This window comes from Brevundimonas sp. (assembly GCF_041911375.1).
In the GTDB taxonomy this organism is placed as follows: Bacteria; Pseudomonadota; Alphaproteobacteria; order Caulobacterales; family Caulobacteraceae; genus Brevundimonas.
In genome coordinates this window covers 39,293-55,487 of record NZ_JAYRPA010000066.1, presented here as the reverse complement: position 1 = coordinate 55,487, position 16,195 = coordinate 39,293, and the positions used below count along the sequence as shown (strand labels likewise).

The following is a 16,195-nucleotide window of genomic DNA, read 5'->3' as shown; positions in this document are numbered from 1 at the left end:
GCAGCGCTCACCGCCGCGCCCGTCGTCCGTCCGCCTATTTCAGCAGGTCGAACCGGTCCAGGTTCATGACCTTGGTCCAGGCGCGGGCGAAGTCGCGCACGAACTTCTTCTGGGCGTCGGCCGCGGCATAGGCCTCGGCGATGGCGCGCAGCTGGGAGTTGGAGCCGAAGATCAGGTCGGCGCGCGTCCCGGTCCATTTCAGCTCGCCCGACAGGCGGTCGTGGCCCTCGAAGACCTGCTCGCTGTCGTCCTTGGCCTTCCACACCGTCTTCATGTCCAGCAGGTTGACGAAGAAGTCGTTGGTCAGCACGCCCGGACGGTCGGTGAAGACGCCCAGGTTGGACGCGCCGTGATTGGCCCCCAGGGCGCGCAGGCCACCGACCAGCACGGTCAGCTCCGGCGCCGTCAGGGTCAGCAGCTGGGCGCGGTCGATCAGCAGCTCTTCCTGCGTCAGGGTGAAGCGGCGGCCGTGATAGTTGCGGAAGCCGTCGTTCAGCGGCTCCAGCACGCCGAAGCTCTCCACGTCGGTCTGGTCCTGAGAGGCGTCCGTGCGGCCGGCGGTGAAGACCACCTCGACCGGATGGCCCGCGTCGATCGCCGCCTTCTCGACGGCCGCCGTGCCGCCCAGCACGATCAGGTCGGCGATGGAGACCTGCTTGCCGCCGGAACCCTTGGCGTTGAACTCGGCCTGAACGCCTTCCAGCACCTTCAGCACCTTGGCCAGAACCGCCGGTTCGTTCGCGGCCCAGTCCTTTTGCGGGGCCAGGCGAATGCGGCCGCCGTTGGCGCCGCCCCGCTTGTCCGATCCCCGGAAGGTCGAGGCCGCCGACCAGGCCACGCCGACCAGCTCGCCGACCGACAGGCCCGACGCCAGGATCTTGGCTTTCAGTTCGTCCACGTCCCCCGCGTCGATGGTGGCGTAGTCGGCTTTCGGGATGGGGTCCTGCCACAGCAGGACCTCCTGCGGCACTTCCGCGCCCAGATAGCGGTCGGTCGGCCCCATGTCGCGGTGGGTCAGCTTGAACCAGGCGCGGGCGAAGGCGTCGGCGAACTCATCCGGGTTCTGGTGGAAGCGGCGCGAGATCTTTTCGTAGATCGGGTCCATCCGCATCGCCATGTCCGCCGTGGTCATCATCGGCGGATTGCGCTTAACCCCGTCATGGGCGTCGGGCACCAGCTCGTGGGCCGCCGGATCGACGGGCCGCCACTGATGGGCGCCGGCGGGGCTCTTGGTCAGCTCCCACTCGTGGCCGAACAGCATGTCGAAATAGCTCATGTCCCACTGGGTCGGCGTGGGGGTCCAGGCGCCTTCGATGCCCGAGGTGATGGTGTGGCCGGCCATGCCCGTGCCGTGGGTCGAGTGCCAGCCCAACCCTTGCGCGGCGATGTCGGCGCCCTCCGGCTCGGGCCCGATCAGGCGCGCGTCGCCGGCGCCGTGGCACTTGCCGAAGGTGTGGCCGCCCGCGACCAGGGCCACCGTCTCCTCGTCGTTCATGGCCATGCGGCCGAAGGTCTCGCGGATGTCGCGGCCCGAGGCGACCGGATCGGGCACGCCGTCCGGCCCCTCCGGATTGACGTAGATCAGGCCCATCTGCACGGCGGCCAGCGGGTTCTCCAGCTCACGCTCGCCCGAATAGCGGGTCGAGGCATGCTTGCTGTCGGCCAGCCATTCGTCCTCGGCGCCCCAGTAGATGTCCTCTTCAGGCTCCCACACGTCCTCGCGGCCGCCGGCGAAGCCGAAGGTCTTGAAGCCCATCGACTCCAGGGCGACGTTGCCCGTCAGGATCATCAGATCGGCCCAGGAGATGCGGTTGCCATACTTCTGCTTGATCGGCCACAGCAGGCGCCGCGCCTTGTCCAGGTTGGTGTTGTCCGGCCAGCTGTTCAGCGGCGCGAACCGCTGGGTGCCCGAGGAAGAGCCGCCGCGCCCGTCGGCGGTGCGGTAGGTGCCGGCGCTGTGCCAGGCCATGCGGATGAAGAAGGGGCCGTAGTGACCCCAGTCGGCCGGCCACCACGGCTGGCTGTCGGTCATCAGGGCGGTCAGGTCGGCCTTGATCGCCTTCAGGTCCAGCTTGCGGAACTCGTCGCGGTAGTTGAACCCCGGTCCCATCGGATTGGCCGGATCGACGTTCTGGTGAAGCACCTTGATGTTCAGCGCATTGGGCCACCAATCACGGTTGTTGCGGCCGCGCGCGGTCGGCGGCTTGGGCGCGCCCGCGCCCGTCACAGGGCAGCCGCCGGTGGGTTTGTTGTCGCTTCCGTCCATTTCGCTCTCCTGTCGTCGGCCCCGTGGGGTGTGGCGGGGGCGCGGGATGACCTTCCCGCGTTCGTGGCTCGACAAGAGGTATCAAAGGCTCGTGGATAGGGTAAGCGTTATCTTTTTGTCCTCTCCATAAGTTGAGGTTATGAAGGCGCTCGCTCAGGTCCGTTGGAAGGGGTAGAAGCCGCCGCCAAGGCCAAGGATCTGGGTCAGCTCGTCCAGTGCGCCCCGGCTCTCGGCCAGGAGCTGCGGATCGGCCAGGTCGGCGGGACGCAGCTGGTCGCGATACCAGGTCGCGCCCCAGACGCTGAGCGCGCCGTGAAGCTCGTCGTTCAGCCGCATGCAAGGATTGACGGCCGCCAGCTCTTCGTCGGTCAGCACCACGCGCAGGCGCAGGCAGGCCGGCCCGCCGCCGTTGCGCATCGACTGGCGCACATCGACGTACCGGACGCGGCCGATGGGGCCGTTGGAGGCGGCTAGGCCTTGGGCGACCGCATGGCTGCGCGGATTGTCGCGGGTTTCGGTCGGACAGATCAGGGTCAGGCGGTCCTCACCCGGGATCTGCACCAGCATGGAGTTGAACAGATAGCTGCTGATCGCATCGGCCAGCGGCAGGTCGGCGGACGACACCTCCACGAAGATCGGCTCGAACAGACCCTTGGCCGCGTGGCGAATGGCGGCCTGCGTCCCAGCCGCGTCCTCGAACGCCAGGTCGTGGAAGAACAGCGTCTCCAGCGCCCCCACGCAGACCACGTCGTTGTGGAAGGTTCCCCCTGCGATGGCCGCCTTGGACTGTTGAGCCAGCACGACGCCGGATGCGTCGTGACGGCGGGCGATCGCCTGGGACGCCTCGCGCGTTTGACGGGCGGGGTAGGGGCCGTCCCAAGGCGTGAAGGCGTCGCGCCCCCACACCAGCAGGTTGACGCCCGGCGCGCCGTGTTCGGCGCACAGGCGGACATGGTTGGCGGCGCCTTCGTCGGCCAAATGGGCGACCGAAGGCAGGGCGTCGTGGACGGCGAACCGCGCCGGGTCGGGAAACAGGGCGTCCAGCGCCCGCTTCGTCTGCCGATGTTCCAGCGACCGATGCAGGTTGGTGACCAGATTGGCGGGGGTGAAATGCACCCGGCCGTCGGCGGCGTCGGCGCTCGGCGTCACCGTCGCGGCGTTGGCGGCCCACATGGGCGAGGCCGAACAGGCGGCGGCGGCGAAGGACGGCGCATCCTTCCAGGCCCGCTCCAGCACCTGGGCGTCCGAACCGGAAAAGCCCAGCGTCCTCAGGAAGGGGATGTTGGGCCGTTCATGCGGCGGCAGGACGAACTGGGGCAGGCCCAGGTCCGCCAGGGTCTTCATCTTGTCGAGGCCCTGCAGGACCGCCGCACGCGGATTCGACGCCTCGCCCTTGTTCAGGCTGGACGCCAGATTGCCCGGCGACAGCCCGGCGTAGGAGTGCGTCGGCCCGATCAGGCCGTCCGCGTTGGCTTCGACGGCGTGGGTCATCGCAACCCCTTGATCTCGCCCTCGATGTTCGCGACCGCGTCGGCCTCGAAGCTGGCGACCGGATAGGCGCAGTAATCCGCAGCATAATAGGCGCTGGGCCGGTGGTTGCCGCTGGCTCCCAGGCCGCCGAACGGCATGTCGCCGGCGGCGCCGGTGGTCGGACGGTTGAAGTTGACCACGCCCGCGCGGATGCGGCGGATGAAATGGTCCCAGTTCTTCGGATCGTCGCTGACCAAGCCGGCGGACAGGCCGTAGCGGGTCGCATTGGCCGCCTGGATCGCGGCGTCGAAGGTCGGGACGCGCATCACCGACAGGAAGGGGGCGAACATCTCCTCGTCCGGGACGTCGATCCCGGTCACGTCGATGAGGGCCGGCTTGACGAAGGCGCCCGGCAGATTGGCGACCGGACCCGAGGCGCGGATGACCTTGGCGCCCAGGTCGATCCGTTCCTGCAAAGCCTTCAACGCCGCGTCCGCCGCGCGCGCCGAGATCAGCGGCCCGGCGTAGGGTTCGGGATCGCTGTCCCACGGACCGAAGATCAGGCGGTCGGACAGGGCGGCGATCGCTTCGATGACCGCATCCCCCTGCGGCCCTTCCGACACGATCAGCCGCCGTGCGCACGAGCAGCGCTGGCCGGTGGTGATGAAGGCGGACTGCACTGCGATGCCGGCGACGGCCTCGGCGTCCGCCGCATCCCACACCACCAGCGGATTGTTGCCGCCCAGCTCCAGCGCCAGGATGACGTGCGGATCGTCCGCGAACTTCCTGCGGAAATGCGCGCCCGCCGCGCCCGAGCCGGTGAACATCAGGGCGTCGATCCCGGCGTCCAGCAAGGCGGCGCCCGTCTCGCGCCCGCCCTGGACCACATTGACCACGCCGGTCGGCAGGTCGGCGGCGGCGAAGGCCTCGGCCATCACCTGGCCGACCAGAGGCGTCTCCTCCGACGGCTTGAACACGACCGTGTCGCCGGCCAGCAGGGCCGGGACGATATGGCCGTTGGGCAGATGGCCGGGGAAGTTGAACGGGCCCAGAACCGCCGCAACGCCGTGCGGCCGATGCCTCAGGGTCGCGCGCCCGAAGGCCGTGTCGCTGGTCCGCTCGCCGGTGCGTTCGTCATAGGCGCGGATCGAGATGTCCACCTTGCCGATCATGGCGGCGGCCTCGGTCTTGGTCTCCCACAGCGGCTTGCCCGTCTCGCGGGCGATGGCTTCGGCGATCTGGGGCGCGCGCGCCTTCAGCACGGCCTGATAGCGCTTGACCGCCTCGATCCGGTCGGCGCGCGGCGCATCGGCCCAGGCGGGGAAGGCGGCGCGGGCGGCGTCCACGGCGGACTGGACCTGGGCGGGGGTGGCGGCCTCGCCCTCCCAGTTGGTGGCTTCGGTGGCGGGGTCGGTGGATTTGAACAGGGTCATGATTTCACGCGAACGGTGGCGCCGGCCTTGATCTTGAGGGCGGCGGCGGTTTCGGCGGTCAGGCGAGCGATGTCGCCGTCGATATCGGCGCGGGCGCGGACGGCGCGGAAGGCGGCGATGCTGTCGGTCGAAATCAGGGCCGGCAGCTCGGCATCGACCGATCCGACGACCTCGACCGTCAGGCGCCGCGCATCGCGGACCGTGCGGATGTTGTCGCGTCCGCACGACACGGTCGGCCCGGCGTCGAAGATGTCCACCAATCCATTGGGCCGGAAACCTTCACTTTCCAGCAGGGCCATGGCGGGCACGCCCTGCGGATGCACCTTGCCGATCACGGCGCGGGCCGGCTCGGGCAGCAGTTCGACGTAGATCGGGTGCCGCGGGGCCAGGTCGAGGATGAACTGCTTGTCGGTCGATCCGGTCATCCGATCGGCGTCGTCGAACTCCATCGGGAAGAATTTGTGCGCCACATGGTCCCAGAAGGGGCAGGCGCCGTCCGGCGTGAACACCCCGCGCAGCTCGGCCAGCACATTGTCGGCGAACAGCTCGGGCTGGGCGCCGATCAGCATATAGCGCGACTGGCTGAGCAGGCGGCCCGCGCCGCCCTTCCTCCGGTCGGCCTTGAGGAACAGCGACCCCACCTCGGTCCAGCCGGTGCATTCATTGACCAGCACCAGGGTCTGGTGATCCAGCTTGACCCCCAGCGATGGCGATGACGCCGTATTGTTCACCACCCGAAACGAGAAGAAGGGCCGTTTCAGCCCCACCGTCGCCTTGACCGAGCCGACGCCGTCGATGTCGCCCGTGTCGCCGTCTTCCAGCATCAGGGTGTACCAGGCCTCCTGCCACGGAACCTCGCCCCGGAAGCTGGCCTGGCTGAGCTCCAGCCGGTCGGACAGGGCGTCGGGGTCTTCGGGCAGACTGGTGAAGCCGGGTCCGGACAGGATGGCCAGTTCCAGCAGGTGATCGAGGTCGGCGGGGCCGGCGGGACGGACGACGAGCATTCTAGAGGGTTTCCATCCGCAGGGATTTCAGTTTGGCCGCGTCGATCTCGCCCGACGCGATCTTGCACAGGATCAGGGCGCTGAGCTGGGCGCGTTCGACGAAGCTGTCGGGCCAGGCGAACTCCTGGTCCGAATGGATGTCGCCGCCGCGCACCCCCAGGGTGTCGATATTGGGCAGGCCGGCGGCGTGCAGATTGTTGCCCTCGCACACCCCGCCGGAGGATTTCCAGGCGATGGGCTGGCCCAACAGGGCGCCGGCTGCCTTCACCGCCTCGAACAGGGCGGTCTGGGCGGCGTCCATCGGCTTGGGCGGGCGGGTGAAGCCGCCATGCAGATCCAGCGTCAGCCCCTCGAACGACGGGGCGGCGGCGATGGCGCGCACCGAGGCGTCGATCCAGTCCGCAGCGGCCTTGTCCGGCACGCGGACGTTGAACCGGACCACGGCCTTGTCGGCCACGACGTTCAGCGCGCCTCCGCCCGAAATCTTGGCCACATTGACGGTCACGCCTTCGCGCCGGCCGTTCAGGCCGTGCAGGGCGGCGGCGATGATGGCCGCGCCGGCCACCGCGTTGCGGCCTTCCTCGAAGGCGCGGCCGGCATGGGCGGCCCGGCCCGCGACGATCAGGTGGTAGTTGCCGCTGCCCTTCCTCGCCCCCGCCAGCGTTCCGTCGGCCAACGCCGGCTCATAGGTCAGGCCTACGTGTCCCCGCGCGCCCAGTTCGGCCAGCAGGGGGGCGGAGGCGGGCGAGCCGATCTCTTCGTCTGGGCTGAGCAGCACGGTCCAGCCGACGCCGTGGCGGTCGGGGTGGGTCTCGAACGCCTCCAGCGCCGCCAGCAGCACGCTGATCCCGCCCTTCATGTCGGCCACGCCGGGGCCGTTCAGCGCGCCGTCGGCTCGTGTGGCCACGGTCTGGAAGCGGCTGTCGGCCGGGAAGACGGTGTCGTAGTGGCCGGTCAGCACGACCTGGATCGGCGCGTCCGGACGGACCGTGATCTTCAGGGCGTCGGCATGGGCCTCGGTCCGCACCGAGCCGTCGTCGGCGACGGTGGTCGAGCCTTGCGTGGGGACGCGTTCGACGTGGGCGGGCAGGACGCGGACCGTCGTTTCCAATGCGTCCAGCACCGCGTTCAGCCCGGCGGCGTTTCGGCTGCCGGAGTTGATGTTGGCCCAGTCGATGGTGCGGCCGATGATGGCGTCGCGGCGCGCGGCGACGTGGTCGAGCACGGTCTGGTCGTCTGGAGATATCCGCATGCCGCCCGACCCTAGACCGCCCCGCCGCAAAGGTGAAGGCGAGCCAAAATCGACCCCGGGACCCGTCGCGTCGACCGCCGTCGTGGGCGATCCTTGCCGCCTTTCCTGTTCCTCAAAGGCGAATCTGAACCTCGGGCGCCCGCCGTTCGCTGTAGCGATCGACCAGCGGTCCGGCGATCTCCCGCGTCAGCAGCGTGAAGCGATAGAGCTCCTCCATCACATCGACCAGCCGGTCGTAGTAGGCGGACGGCTTCATTCGGCCGGCCTCGTCGAACTCGTCATACGCCTTGGCGACCGACGACTGGTTGGGGATGGTCAGCATCCGCATCCAGCGGCCCAGCACGCGCAACTGGTTGACGGTGTTGAACGACTGCGACCCGGCGTTGACCTGCATCACCGCCAGCGTCCGTCCCTGCGTCGGCCGCACGCCGCCGGACTCCAGCGGCAGCCAGTCGATCTGGCTCTTGAACACGCCCGTCATGGCGCCGTGGCGCTCGGGGCTGCACCAGACATGACCTTCGGACCACAAGGACAGGGCGCGCAGTTCGGCGACCTTGGGATGGTCCGGCTCGACCCCGTCGGGCTGCGGCAGGCCGCGCGGATCGAAGATGCGCGTCTCGCCACCCATGCGGCGAAGCAGCCGGTCGGCCTCCTCGATCAACAGCCGGCTGTAGGATCGCTCGCGCAGCGATCCATAGAGCAGCAGAAAGCGCGGCGGGTGATCGAAGCGGCGCGATGGCGTCAGCGCGGTCGCCGTGGGCGAAATGAAACGGGCTTCGTCCACCGCGGGAACATCGTCGGTTGGGGATTGTCGTTGATCCATATTTCCATCATCATAGAAATATGGAATCGATACAAGCCATAGGCGCCTTTTCGGCGCTGGCCTCGCCCGCGCGGCTGGCGATCTTTCGCCTGCTGGTTCAGGCGGGGCCCGAAGGGGTCCGGTCCGGAGATATCGCCGAGGCGATCGCCGCGCCAGCCAATACGACGTCCAGCCATCTGGCGGTTCTAAGCCGCGCGGGCCTGCTGACGTCGCGGCGCGACAGTCGCGCGATCTATTACGCCGCCGACTATGACCGGACGCGCGAGTTGCTGGCCTTCCTGGTCGAGGACTGCTGCGGCGGGCGCGCGGAAATCTGCGCGCCGCTAGCCGAGGTCGTCCAGCGCGCCTGCTGTGCCGAAGGGGGACGAGCATGAACGTTTTCGAGCGCTGGCTGACGCTCTGGGTGGCGTTGTGCATCGTCGTCGGGGTCGGTCTGGGTTGGGCCGCGCCTCAGGCCTTCGAGGCCGTGGCGGCGCTTGAGGTCGCCAACGTCAACCTGCCCGTCGCGGTGCTGATCTGGCTGATGATCATTCCGATGCTGCTGCGGATCGATTTCGCGGCCCTGGGCGGCGTGGCCCGCCATTGGCGGGGGATCGGCGCGACCCTGTTCGTCAACTGGGCGGTCAAGCCTTTCTCGATGGCGCTGCTCGGGTGGCTGTTCATCGGCTGGCTGTTCCGGCCCCTGCTGCCCGAGACGCAGATCGAAAGCTATATCGCTGGCCTGATCATCCTGGCGACGGCGCCGTGCACCGCCATGGTCTTCGTCTGGAGCCGGCTGACGGACGGCGAGCCGCATTTCACCCTCAGCCAGGTGGCGCTGAACGATGCGATCATGGTGATCGCCTTCGCGCCGATCGTCGGTCTGCTGCTCGGCTTGGCGGCGATCACCGTGCCGTGGGCGACGCTGCTTCTGTCCGTGGCGCTGTACATCCTGATCCCCGTGGCGGTCGCCCAGGGTCTGCGCAGGGTCCTGCTGGCCAGAAACGGCGAGGCGGGCCTGGAGAAGGCGCTGGCCTGGCTGGGGCCGGTGTCCATCGTCGCGCTTCTGGCGACCCTGTTGCTGCTGTTCGGATTCCAGGGCGAACAGATCATCGAACAGCCGCTGGTCATCGCCCTGCTGGCCGTGCCCATCCTGATCCAGGTCTATCTGAACGCGGGCCTCGCCTATGGCCTGAACCGGATCAGCGGCGAGGCGCACTGCGTGGCGGGGCCCTCGGCCCTCATCGGGGCGTCAAACTTCTTCGAACTGGCCGTCGCGGCCGCGATCAGCCTGTTCGGCCTCGGGTCGGGCGCGGCGCTGGCGACGGTGGTCGGCGTCCTGATCGAGGTGCCCGTCATGCTGTCGGTCGTGTGGATCGTGAACCGGTCCAAGGGCTGGTACGAAGCCGGACCGGCCGTTCGGCGCGTCGCCGCCCGCCAATCTTCCGCAGGCAGGAGCCATCCATGACCATCACCATCTGGCACAATCCGAAATGCGGCACCTCGCGCAACGTCCTGGAGATGATCCGTCAGGGCGGCGAAGAGCCGGTCGTGGTCGAATATCTGAAGACCGGCTGGGAGCGCGCGACCCTGGAACGTCTGGCGGACCAATCGGGGGAGGGGCTCAAGGGCCTGCTTCGCGTAAAGGGAACCCCGGCCGAGGAACTGGGCCTGACGGCGCCCGACGTCGATGACGTAACGCTTATCGCGGCCATGCTGGCGCATCCGATCCTGGTCAACCGCCCCATCGTCGAGACGCCGAAGGGCGTTCGTCTGTGTCGCCCGTCGGAGGCGGTCCTGCCTTTGCTGGACAATCCGCCCGCCGTCTTCACCAAGGAAGACGGCGAGGTCGTGAAACTCTAGTTCCGGTTCGGCCGGCGGTCGCGGCGGGCGCCGGCCTCGCGGCTTTCGCGGCGCCAGCGGATCGACAGGCTGGTGTCGCCCTGGCCGCCGACCTGGGAGCTGATGGCAAGGTTGCGACGCGGCTGGTACTCGACCTTGACCGCCGCTCCGCCTTCGCCGCCGCCGATGACTTCCAGATAGATGTCGTCGGTGATGTAGCGGCCGCCCGCGACCGTCAGCGCGCTGGCCTCGCCGCCGAAGGACAGTCGGTCCAGTCCGGCCAGTTCCCGCAGATTGCCGATCACGTCGAAGCCGCCGCCGCCCGCCAGCGCCGCGACCCCGGCCGCCAGCTGGGCCGCCTCGAACGCCGACAGCTGCGAGGCCGAGCGGCCGAACAGCACCTGGGACAGTATTTCGTCCTGCGGCAGGGACGGAGTGGAGGTCAGGGCGATGCGCGGTTCGGCCGCCGTGCCGGTCACGTCGATGGAAGCCGTCAGCGCCGGGTCCTCGCGCACCGCCGACAGGTTCAGGCGAATCTGGGCGGGGTCGGTCGACAGGGTCACGCGGCCGTCCTCGTCGAAGACGAAGCGCTTGCCGGCGAACTCATAGTCGCCGCGGACGACGTTGGCCGTGCCCGTCAGCTGGGGCTGGGCGACGGTGCCGCGCACGCGGGCGTTGACGTCCAGGATCACGTTCAGACCGCGTCCCGTGACGCGAGCCTTGCCGCCGGTGGAGCGCAGGGCGATGTCCATTCCGATCTGCGGGCCGCGGGCGCGCTGCTCGGTCTCGACCGGGTCGCCGCCGGGTCGGTTGATCTCGACCACGTCCATCGAGACGATGCCGGTGGCGCCGGGCACCTCGGGCTCGATGCGGGCCTCGTCGACGTTGATCCGGCCGCCCAGCAGGATGTTGCCGTCCTGGCCGCGGACGATGGTGATGGGGCCAGAGGCGCGGGCCTCGGCCAAGTCGTTGTCGATGACGCGGAAGCGCTGAAGCGTCAGCTGGGCGGTGGAGCCGGACCCCTGCCTCAGGCCGATACGGCCCTGGCCCGTGACCGTGCCGCCGGCGCCGTCGTTGGCCGAAAAGGCCTCGATGACCGCGGTGGTGTCGTCGAAGGCGGTCCGCAGCGTCAGGTCGCCCAGCACCAGCCCGACCGCGTTCTCGCGATAGCTGCCCTGCGTCAGGTCGAACCGGCCGTTGATGCGCGGCGCGTTCAGGGTGCCGGCCAGGGTGGCCTGGCCGTCGACCTGGCCCGCCAGGCTGCGCTCGCCGCCCAGGAACAGGTCCCAGATAGGCTGGATCTGACCGTCAATCGCGACCTGGCCGGACATCGCGCGGGTCCGGGCGATGGCCAGGCGCAGCGGCGCGGCTGAGGTTTCCACCGGCAGGACGACATTGGCCGAGGCGCGTACGGCGCCGTCGTCCACGGCGCTGGCGCGGATCGTCAGGCTGTCGCCGGCCAGGGTGGCGTCCACCCGACCATCGACCGACAGGCCGCGTGGGGCGTCGATGCTGCGCAGGCCCTGAAGGGTGACGTTGGCCGCACCCGACAGGTCGTCGCCGGCGCCGCGCAACGACAGACGGCCGGTGGCGCGGCCGCGCAGGTCCGGCGAGATGGAGCCCAGGTCCACGCTGGTCAACTCGGCCTGGATCGCCGCCGTGGAGGCGTCCTGGCGCAGATCGGCCGTCAGCACGCCGCCGCCGACGCCCAGGTCGATGCGCGCCGTGCGGTTGGGGCCGGCTAGAGTGACGGTCGCTGGATTGCGCGTCGTGAAGGCCACCTCGCGCACGCGGCCGCCGCCGCGCAGCGTCAGCGTCTGGGCGTCGCCGCGTCGGGCATAGACGCCCGAGCCGTTGAACTGCACGGGCGTGCCGCCGCCGACGTCCAGGGCCAGGGTGAAGGGCAGGTTGCCCAGCGTGCCGCGACCGTCCAGGTCCAGGGTGCGGACGACGAAGCTCTGGCCCGCCAGCCGGACGTTGCGGCCGCTCACGTCGACGATGGCGCTGTCGGATCCGCCGCCCTCGGTCAGGCGGATTCGGCCGTTGGCCTCGCCCGACGCCAGGAAGGCGCCGGCGCGGGCGGTGAAGCTCAGGTCGGCGCTGGAGGGGATGTTGTCCGACAGGGCGATCGCGCCCTGCGCCGTCACCCCGCCGGCGTTGAGGTCCACATCCGACAGTCGGATGCGGTCTCCGCCCAGGAAGAAATTCCCCTGCGCCCGCGCCGGGCCGTAGTTGGAGCCGCTGGTCACGGTGATCCGACCGTCGGAGGCGTCCGCGCCCTTGCGGAAGCTCAGGATCAGGTCGGCGTCGGTCAGCGTCAGGGCGCCGGCCGTGACGCGCTGGAAGCCGGCGGTCAGGTCGACGCGGGGCTGGGCCAGGGTGCCGGTCAGGGCGCCGCGGCCATTCATGTCGCCGCCGATCTCGACAGGGCCAGCCGCGAACGGACCCTGCGCGTTCCAGTCCAGCGCCAGCCGAAGACGGCCCGCCGTCTCGATCAGGCCCTTGGCGCCGGCGCGTCCGTTCGCGCCGGTCAACTCGCCGCGATCGACCTCGATGCGGCCTTCGTTGAAACGGCCGGCAAGCTGCAGACGCGGCGTGCGGCCCAGCAGGCGGTCCAGTTCGGACATGCCTGTTGTCAGCGCGCGTCCCCGGCCGTCGAAGCTGATCACCCAGGGCGCGCCGGAGCGGGCGGAAGACGCGCGGATCGCGCCGCCGAAGGCGCCCTTGGCCTGCGGCAGGACACGTGAGGCGTCAGTCAGGCGCGCGTCGCCTCGAAAGCCCAGGCCGCCCAGCAGATTGCGCGATCCCGAGCCGGTCAGCGTCAGCCCTTGGCCGCGAGCGTCGATCTTCTCCAGCAGGATGGCGCCGTCCTTCATTCGCGCGGCCTCCATCCGGACGCGCGGCGTCGCGCCCAGCAGGCCGCCGATGATGCCTTCGGCCGCGCCGCCCACGGCGCTGACGTCGGCGTCCACATCGATGCGGCCGTCGCGAACCTGGACGTTGACCGGCCCGGCGATGCGGGTGGCGCGGTAGCTGGCCAGATTGGCGTTCAGCAGGCTGGCCTGGCCCGCCAGCGTCCAGGTCTGGGCGTCGCCCTTGAACAGCCCGGAATAGGCGGCCGGCCCGGCGACGTCTGAGCCCAGCAGGCGGCTGAGCGACGGCGTCGCGATTTCCAGACGCACGCCCTGCGGCGAACTGCGGTCCGACAGGCGGATCAGGCCTTGCGCTTCGGAGGTGACGTTGTCGGAGACCAGTTTCCAGCCCACGCCCTGGAAGCCTTCATCGTCGGCGTCGGGCACGGCGGCGAAGCCGAAGCGAGCGGTGCGGCCCACGCGCTCGACGAACGGAGCCAGCAGGTCCGAACCGCTGAAGTCGAAATAGCCGGAAACGCGCGAACCCTGCTTGCCGAAGCGGCCATCGACGGTCAGCGGCGTGAACTGGCCGGTGCGGACCACGGCATGGATGACGTCGGCGTTCAGCACGGCGACCGCGGTGAAGGGCTGATCCGGCGAATAGCCCAGCGCCCCCGCCAGCGGCCCGCCCTGGGCCTCGTTGGCGCGCAGGTTCAGCCGCGTGTCCTCAAGCTTGCCGCCGAACGACGCCGCCAGCCGCAGGAAGTCGCCGGGCCGGTTCAGGCTGTCGGCGTTCAGGCTGGCGTGCTTGACGCCACGGCGCGGAATGTCGGCGTCGCCGGACAGCGTCCAGCGGCCGTACTCCTTGGAGAAGTCCTCCATCAGTTCGACGTTGGCCGAGAAGCGGTCGATGTCGATGGAGATCGGCTGCGGGCTGGGCGGCTCGCCGGTGGGCGGGTCGATGATGGGCTGGCGCACCAGGCGGATGACGTCGGCGCTGATGTCGGTGGCGTGGAAGCGGCGCGTCAGCAGCGGCCAGTAGGACCAGTCGACGCGCACGTTGCGGGCGTCCAGCCAGACGCCGTCCCGGTCCGTGACGGTGACGCGTTCCAGGGTGAAGTCGTCGAACAGATCGCCCTTCAGCCCATAGACGTTGATGCGGCCATAGCGGCTGATCTTCTGACCCTGCACGAAGCCGGTGACCAGTTCCCGCCCTGCGTCCGAGACGATGTACAGCCGGCCGCCGAACAGGGCGGCGGCGACCAGAAGCACCAGACCGCCCAGGACGCAGCCCAGCACCAGCCCCGCCAGTTGCAGGCGCGTGCGGCGCTTCTTCGCCTCTTTCGGCGTTTCGACGACCTCGGGCTCGGGCGGGGGGGTGTCGGTCAAAACGCCTGGCCGATGCTGATGTAGATCTGGAAGTCCGCGTCGCCGTCCTGCTTGTTCAGCGGCAGGGCGATGTCGGCGCGGATTGGGCCGAACGGCAGCTTGTAGCGCACGCCGAACCCGGCCCCGTAGCGCATGTTGCTCAGGTTCGGCGTCTCCTGAAAGCCCACGGCCCCGGCGTCGACAAAGGCCACGGCCTGAAAGTCGCCGAACAGATCCCGGCGCACCTCCAGCGAGGTTTCGAAAAGGCTCAGGCCGCCGCGCGGGGTGTTGTCGGGCAGGCGGGGGCTGACGCCCTGATATTCGTAGCCGCGCACCGAACCGCCGCCGCCGGCGTAGAAAAGGCGGTCAGACGGTACGGTCAGTTCTTCGCCGCCGACGATGCTGCCGATCTTCAACCGGCCGGCCAGCACGGTGCGGGCGTTGTCCTCGACCGGCAGATAGGCGGTCACCTGGCCCTCGGTCCTCAGGAACAGGACGGTGTCCTCGCCCGCGACGGCCGTGGGCTGGACCGATGCGGTCAGCCGATACCCGGTGGTCGGGTCCAGAGGGTCGTTGGACCGGTCCATGTAGAAGCCGCCGCGCCCCGTCACGATGGCCAGGTCGCGGTTCAGGCTGATCGGCGCCTGGGTCAGCGGATCGTAGCGCCGTTCGTCATAGTGGCCGACGTCCAGGCCCAGCCCATAGCTATACCATGAAGACTTGCCGAGCCGTTGGCGCGCATCGGCGTACAGGACGCCGGCGAACCGGCGGTAGGCGTCGGTGTTCTCGTTCACCACGGCGGCGCCCAGGGACAGCGTCTGGCCCGGCCGACGCCAGTGAGGCAGCTTCAGATCCGCGCCGAGACGGCTGTAGACCTCGGCCAGTCGCGCCTGGAACGCCAGTGTGTCGGCGCGTCCGTAGCGGTTGTAATAGGTCCACAGGCCTTCGATGGCCGAGCCGCCCGTCGCCGAATCGGCGCGTCCCGCCGTCACCGTCGCCTGGGCCGTCGAGATGGTGATCCCCGCTTCCTGCACCCACCGCGGCCGGTCGGTCAGCGTGACCACGATCGGGCGCAGGCCGCCCGCGTTCGTCTGGTCCTGCGGCGACAGGGCGACGCTGACGCCGTCATAGACGCCGGTCTCCAGCAGCCGGCGCTCCAGCTCGGCCACCAGCTCCGGATCATAGACCGCGCCTTCTTCCCAGGGCCTCAGGCCGTTCAGCCAGGCGGGGTTGGTCCGGGTCCGCCTCTGCACGCTCAGCCCGTCCAGCCGCACCAGCGCGCCCGAGGCGATGCGGTACTCCGGCGCGACGGTGAAGGCGGCGTGATCGACAACCACCCGGCGCGGCTCGGCGCGGGCGTCGGCGTAACCGACACGGGTGAGGGCGGCGACCAGTCGACCCTCGCCGGCGATGACCTCGACCGCCCGACCCGGATCGCCGGCCTCCAGGCCGATGGCGGCGCGGGCGTCTTCGGCGGACCGGGCGTCGGGCGCCGGCTCGGTCCAGCGCACGGCCGGCTCGGTCAGCAGGAAGCGGCGACCGGGTTGAACCGAGACGATGGCGACGGGCGAGTCGTCGCCCTCGACCAGGTCTTCCAGGACCGGCTGATAATAGCCTTCCGAACGCAGCAGGGCTTCGGCGGCCTCGGCGGCGGAGCGCGCGTTGCGGCGGGCCTCGAACCGGCTTTCGGGCGCGTCGTCGACTTCGCCCACGGCCCGTTCCAGCATGGCGCGCAGCTCGGCGTCCATGTCGCCCCGGATCTGGGCGCGGGGCGCGGCCTCGGCGCCCTGGGCCACGGCGGAGGCGGCGAGGGCGGCGAGAAGAAGAACGGGCCGAAAACTCAAGCTGAGACCTTGGTCAATGCGCGGAACGCGACGTGCGGGACGCCGCGACCTCCCACGCCCGT

At 69.8% G+C, this 16,195-nt stretch carries 11 protein-coding genes; 3 read left to right on the top strand and 8 right to left on the bottom strand.

Features of this window, described 5'->3' with window-relative positions:
- Positions 1 to 34: 34 nt before the first annotated feature.
- The 6 genes from katG to arsH form a co-directional block, all read right to left on the bottom strand.
- Entirely contained in the window at positions 35 to 2,266 is a 2,232-nt protein-coding gene (katG, locus tag ACE3PU_RS11595) for a catalase/peroxidase HPI (RefSeq protein ID WP_374389892.1), read from the bottom strand.
- Positions 2,267 to 2,419: 153 nt separating this feature from the next.
- The gene (gene astB / locus ACE3PU_RS11590; RefSeq protein WP_374389890.1) at positions 2,420 to 3,757 is read right to left on the bottom strand and encodes an N-succinylarginine dihydrolase; all 1,338 of its coding nucleotides are present in this window, start codon (positions 3,755 to 3,757) and stop codon (positions 2,420 to 2,422) included.
- Positions 3,754 to 5,169 (bottom strand): succinylglutamate-semialdehyde dehydrogenase, encoded by a 1,416-nt coding sequence (gene astD, locus ACE3PU_RS11585; protein ID WP_374389888.1) that lies wholly within the window; start codon positions 5,167 to 5,169, stop codon positions 3,754 to 3,756. Before astD ends, astB begins: the two co-directional genes overlap by 4 nt.
- Complete coding sequence (locus tag ACE3PU_RS11580) at positions 5,166 to 6,173, bottom strand: arginine N-succinyltransferase (protein WP_374389886.1); 1,008 nt, start codon at positions 6,171 to 6,173, stop codon at positions 5,166 to 5,168. Before ACE3PU_RS11580 ends, astD begins: the two co-directional genes overlap by 4 nt.
- A gap of 1 nt (position 6,174) precedes the next feature.
- Positions 6,175 to 7,425, bottom strand: coding sequence for a hydrolase (locus tag ACE3PU_RS11575; RefSeq protein WP_374389884.1), 1,251 nt, complete (start codon positions 7,423 to 7,425; stop codon positions 6,175 to 6,177).
- 112 nt (positions 7,426 to 7,537) lie between these two features.
- Positions 7,538 to 8,248 (bottom strand): arsenical resistance protein ArsH, encoded by a 711-nt coding sequence (gene arsH / locus ACE3PU_RS11570; RefSeq protein WP_374389881.1) that lies wholly within the window; start codon positions 8,246 to 8,248, stop codon positions 7,538 to 7,540.
- A 20-nt stretch (positions 8,249 to 8,268) separates the two neighbouring features.
- On the opposite strand from arsH, the gene ACE3PU_RS11565 reads away from it, so the two are divergent.
- The 3 genes from ACE3PU_RS11565 to arsC are packed head-to-tail and all read left to right on the top strand — an operon-like array spanning position 8,269 to position 10,090.
- A complete protein-coding gene (locus tag ACE3PU_RS11565; RefSeq protein ID WP_374389879.1) occupies positions 8,269 to 8,622 on the top strand; it encodes an ArsR/SmtB family transcription factor in 354 nt (117 codons plus the stop codon).
- Positions 8,619 to 9,695, top strand: coding sequence for an ACR3 family arsenite efflux transporter (gene arsB / locus ACE3PU_RS11560; RefSeq protein WP_374389877.1), 1,077 nt, complete (start codon positions 8,619 to 8,621; stop codon positions 9,693 to 9,695). The genes ACE3PU_RS11565 and arsB overlap by 4 nt, the downstream gene beginning before the upstream one ends.
- Positions 9,692 to 10,090 (top strand): arsenate reductase (glutaredoxin), encoded by a 399-nt coding sequence (arsC, locus tag ACE3PU_RS11555; RefSeq protein WP_374389875.1) that lies wholly within the window; start codon positions 9,692 to 9,694, stop codon positions 10,088 to 10,090. Before arsB ends, arsC begins: the two co-directional genes overlap by 4 nt.
- On the opposite strand, the gene ACE3PU_RS11550 is transcribed toward arsC, so the two are convergent.
- Positions 10,087 to 14,310 carry a translocation/assembly module TamB domain-containing protein gene (locus ACE3PU_RS11550; RefSeq protein WP_374389873.1) on the bottom strand — a complete coding sequence of 1,408 codons (4,224 nt, stop codon included), beginning with the start codon at positions 14,308 to 14,310 and terminating at the stop codon, positions 10,087 to 10,089. The two genes, arsC and ACE3PU_RS11550, sit on opposite strands and share 4 nt — an antisense overlap.
- Positions 14,307 to 16,133: an autotransporter assembly complex family protein gene (locus ACE3PU_RS11545; protein WP_374389871.1), complete on the bottom strand. Its 1,827-nt coding sequence runs from the start codon at positions 16,131 to 16,133 to the stop codon at positions 14,307 to 14,309. The genes ACE3PU_RS11550 and ACE3PU_RS11545 overlap by 4 nt, the downstream gene beginning before the upstream one ends.
- Positions 16,134 to 16,195 lie beyond the last annotated feature (62 nt).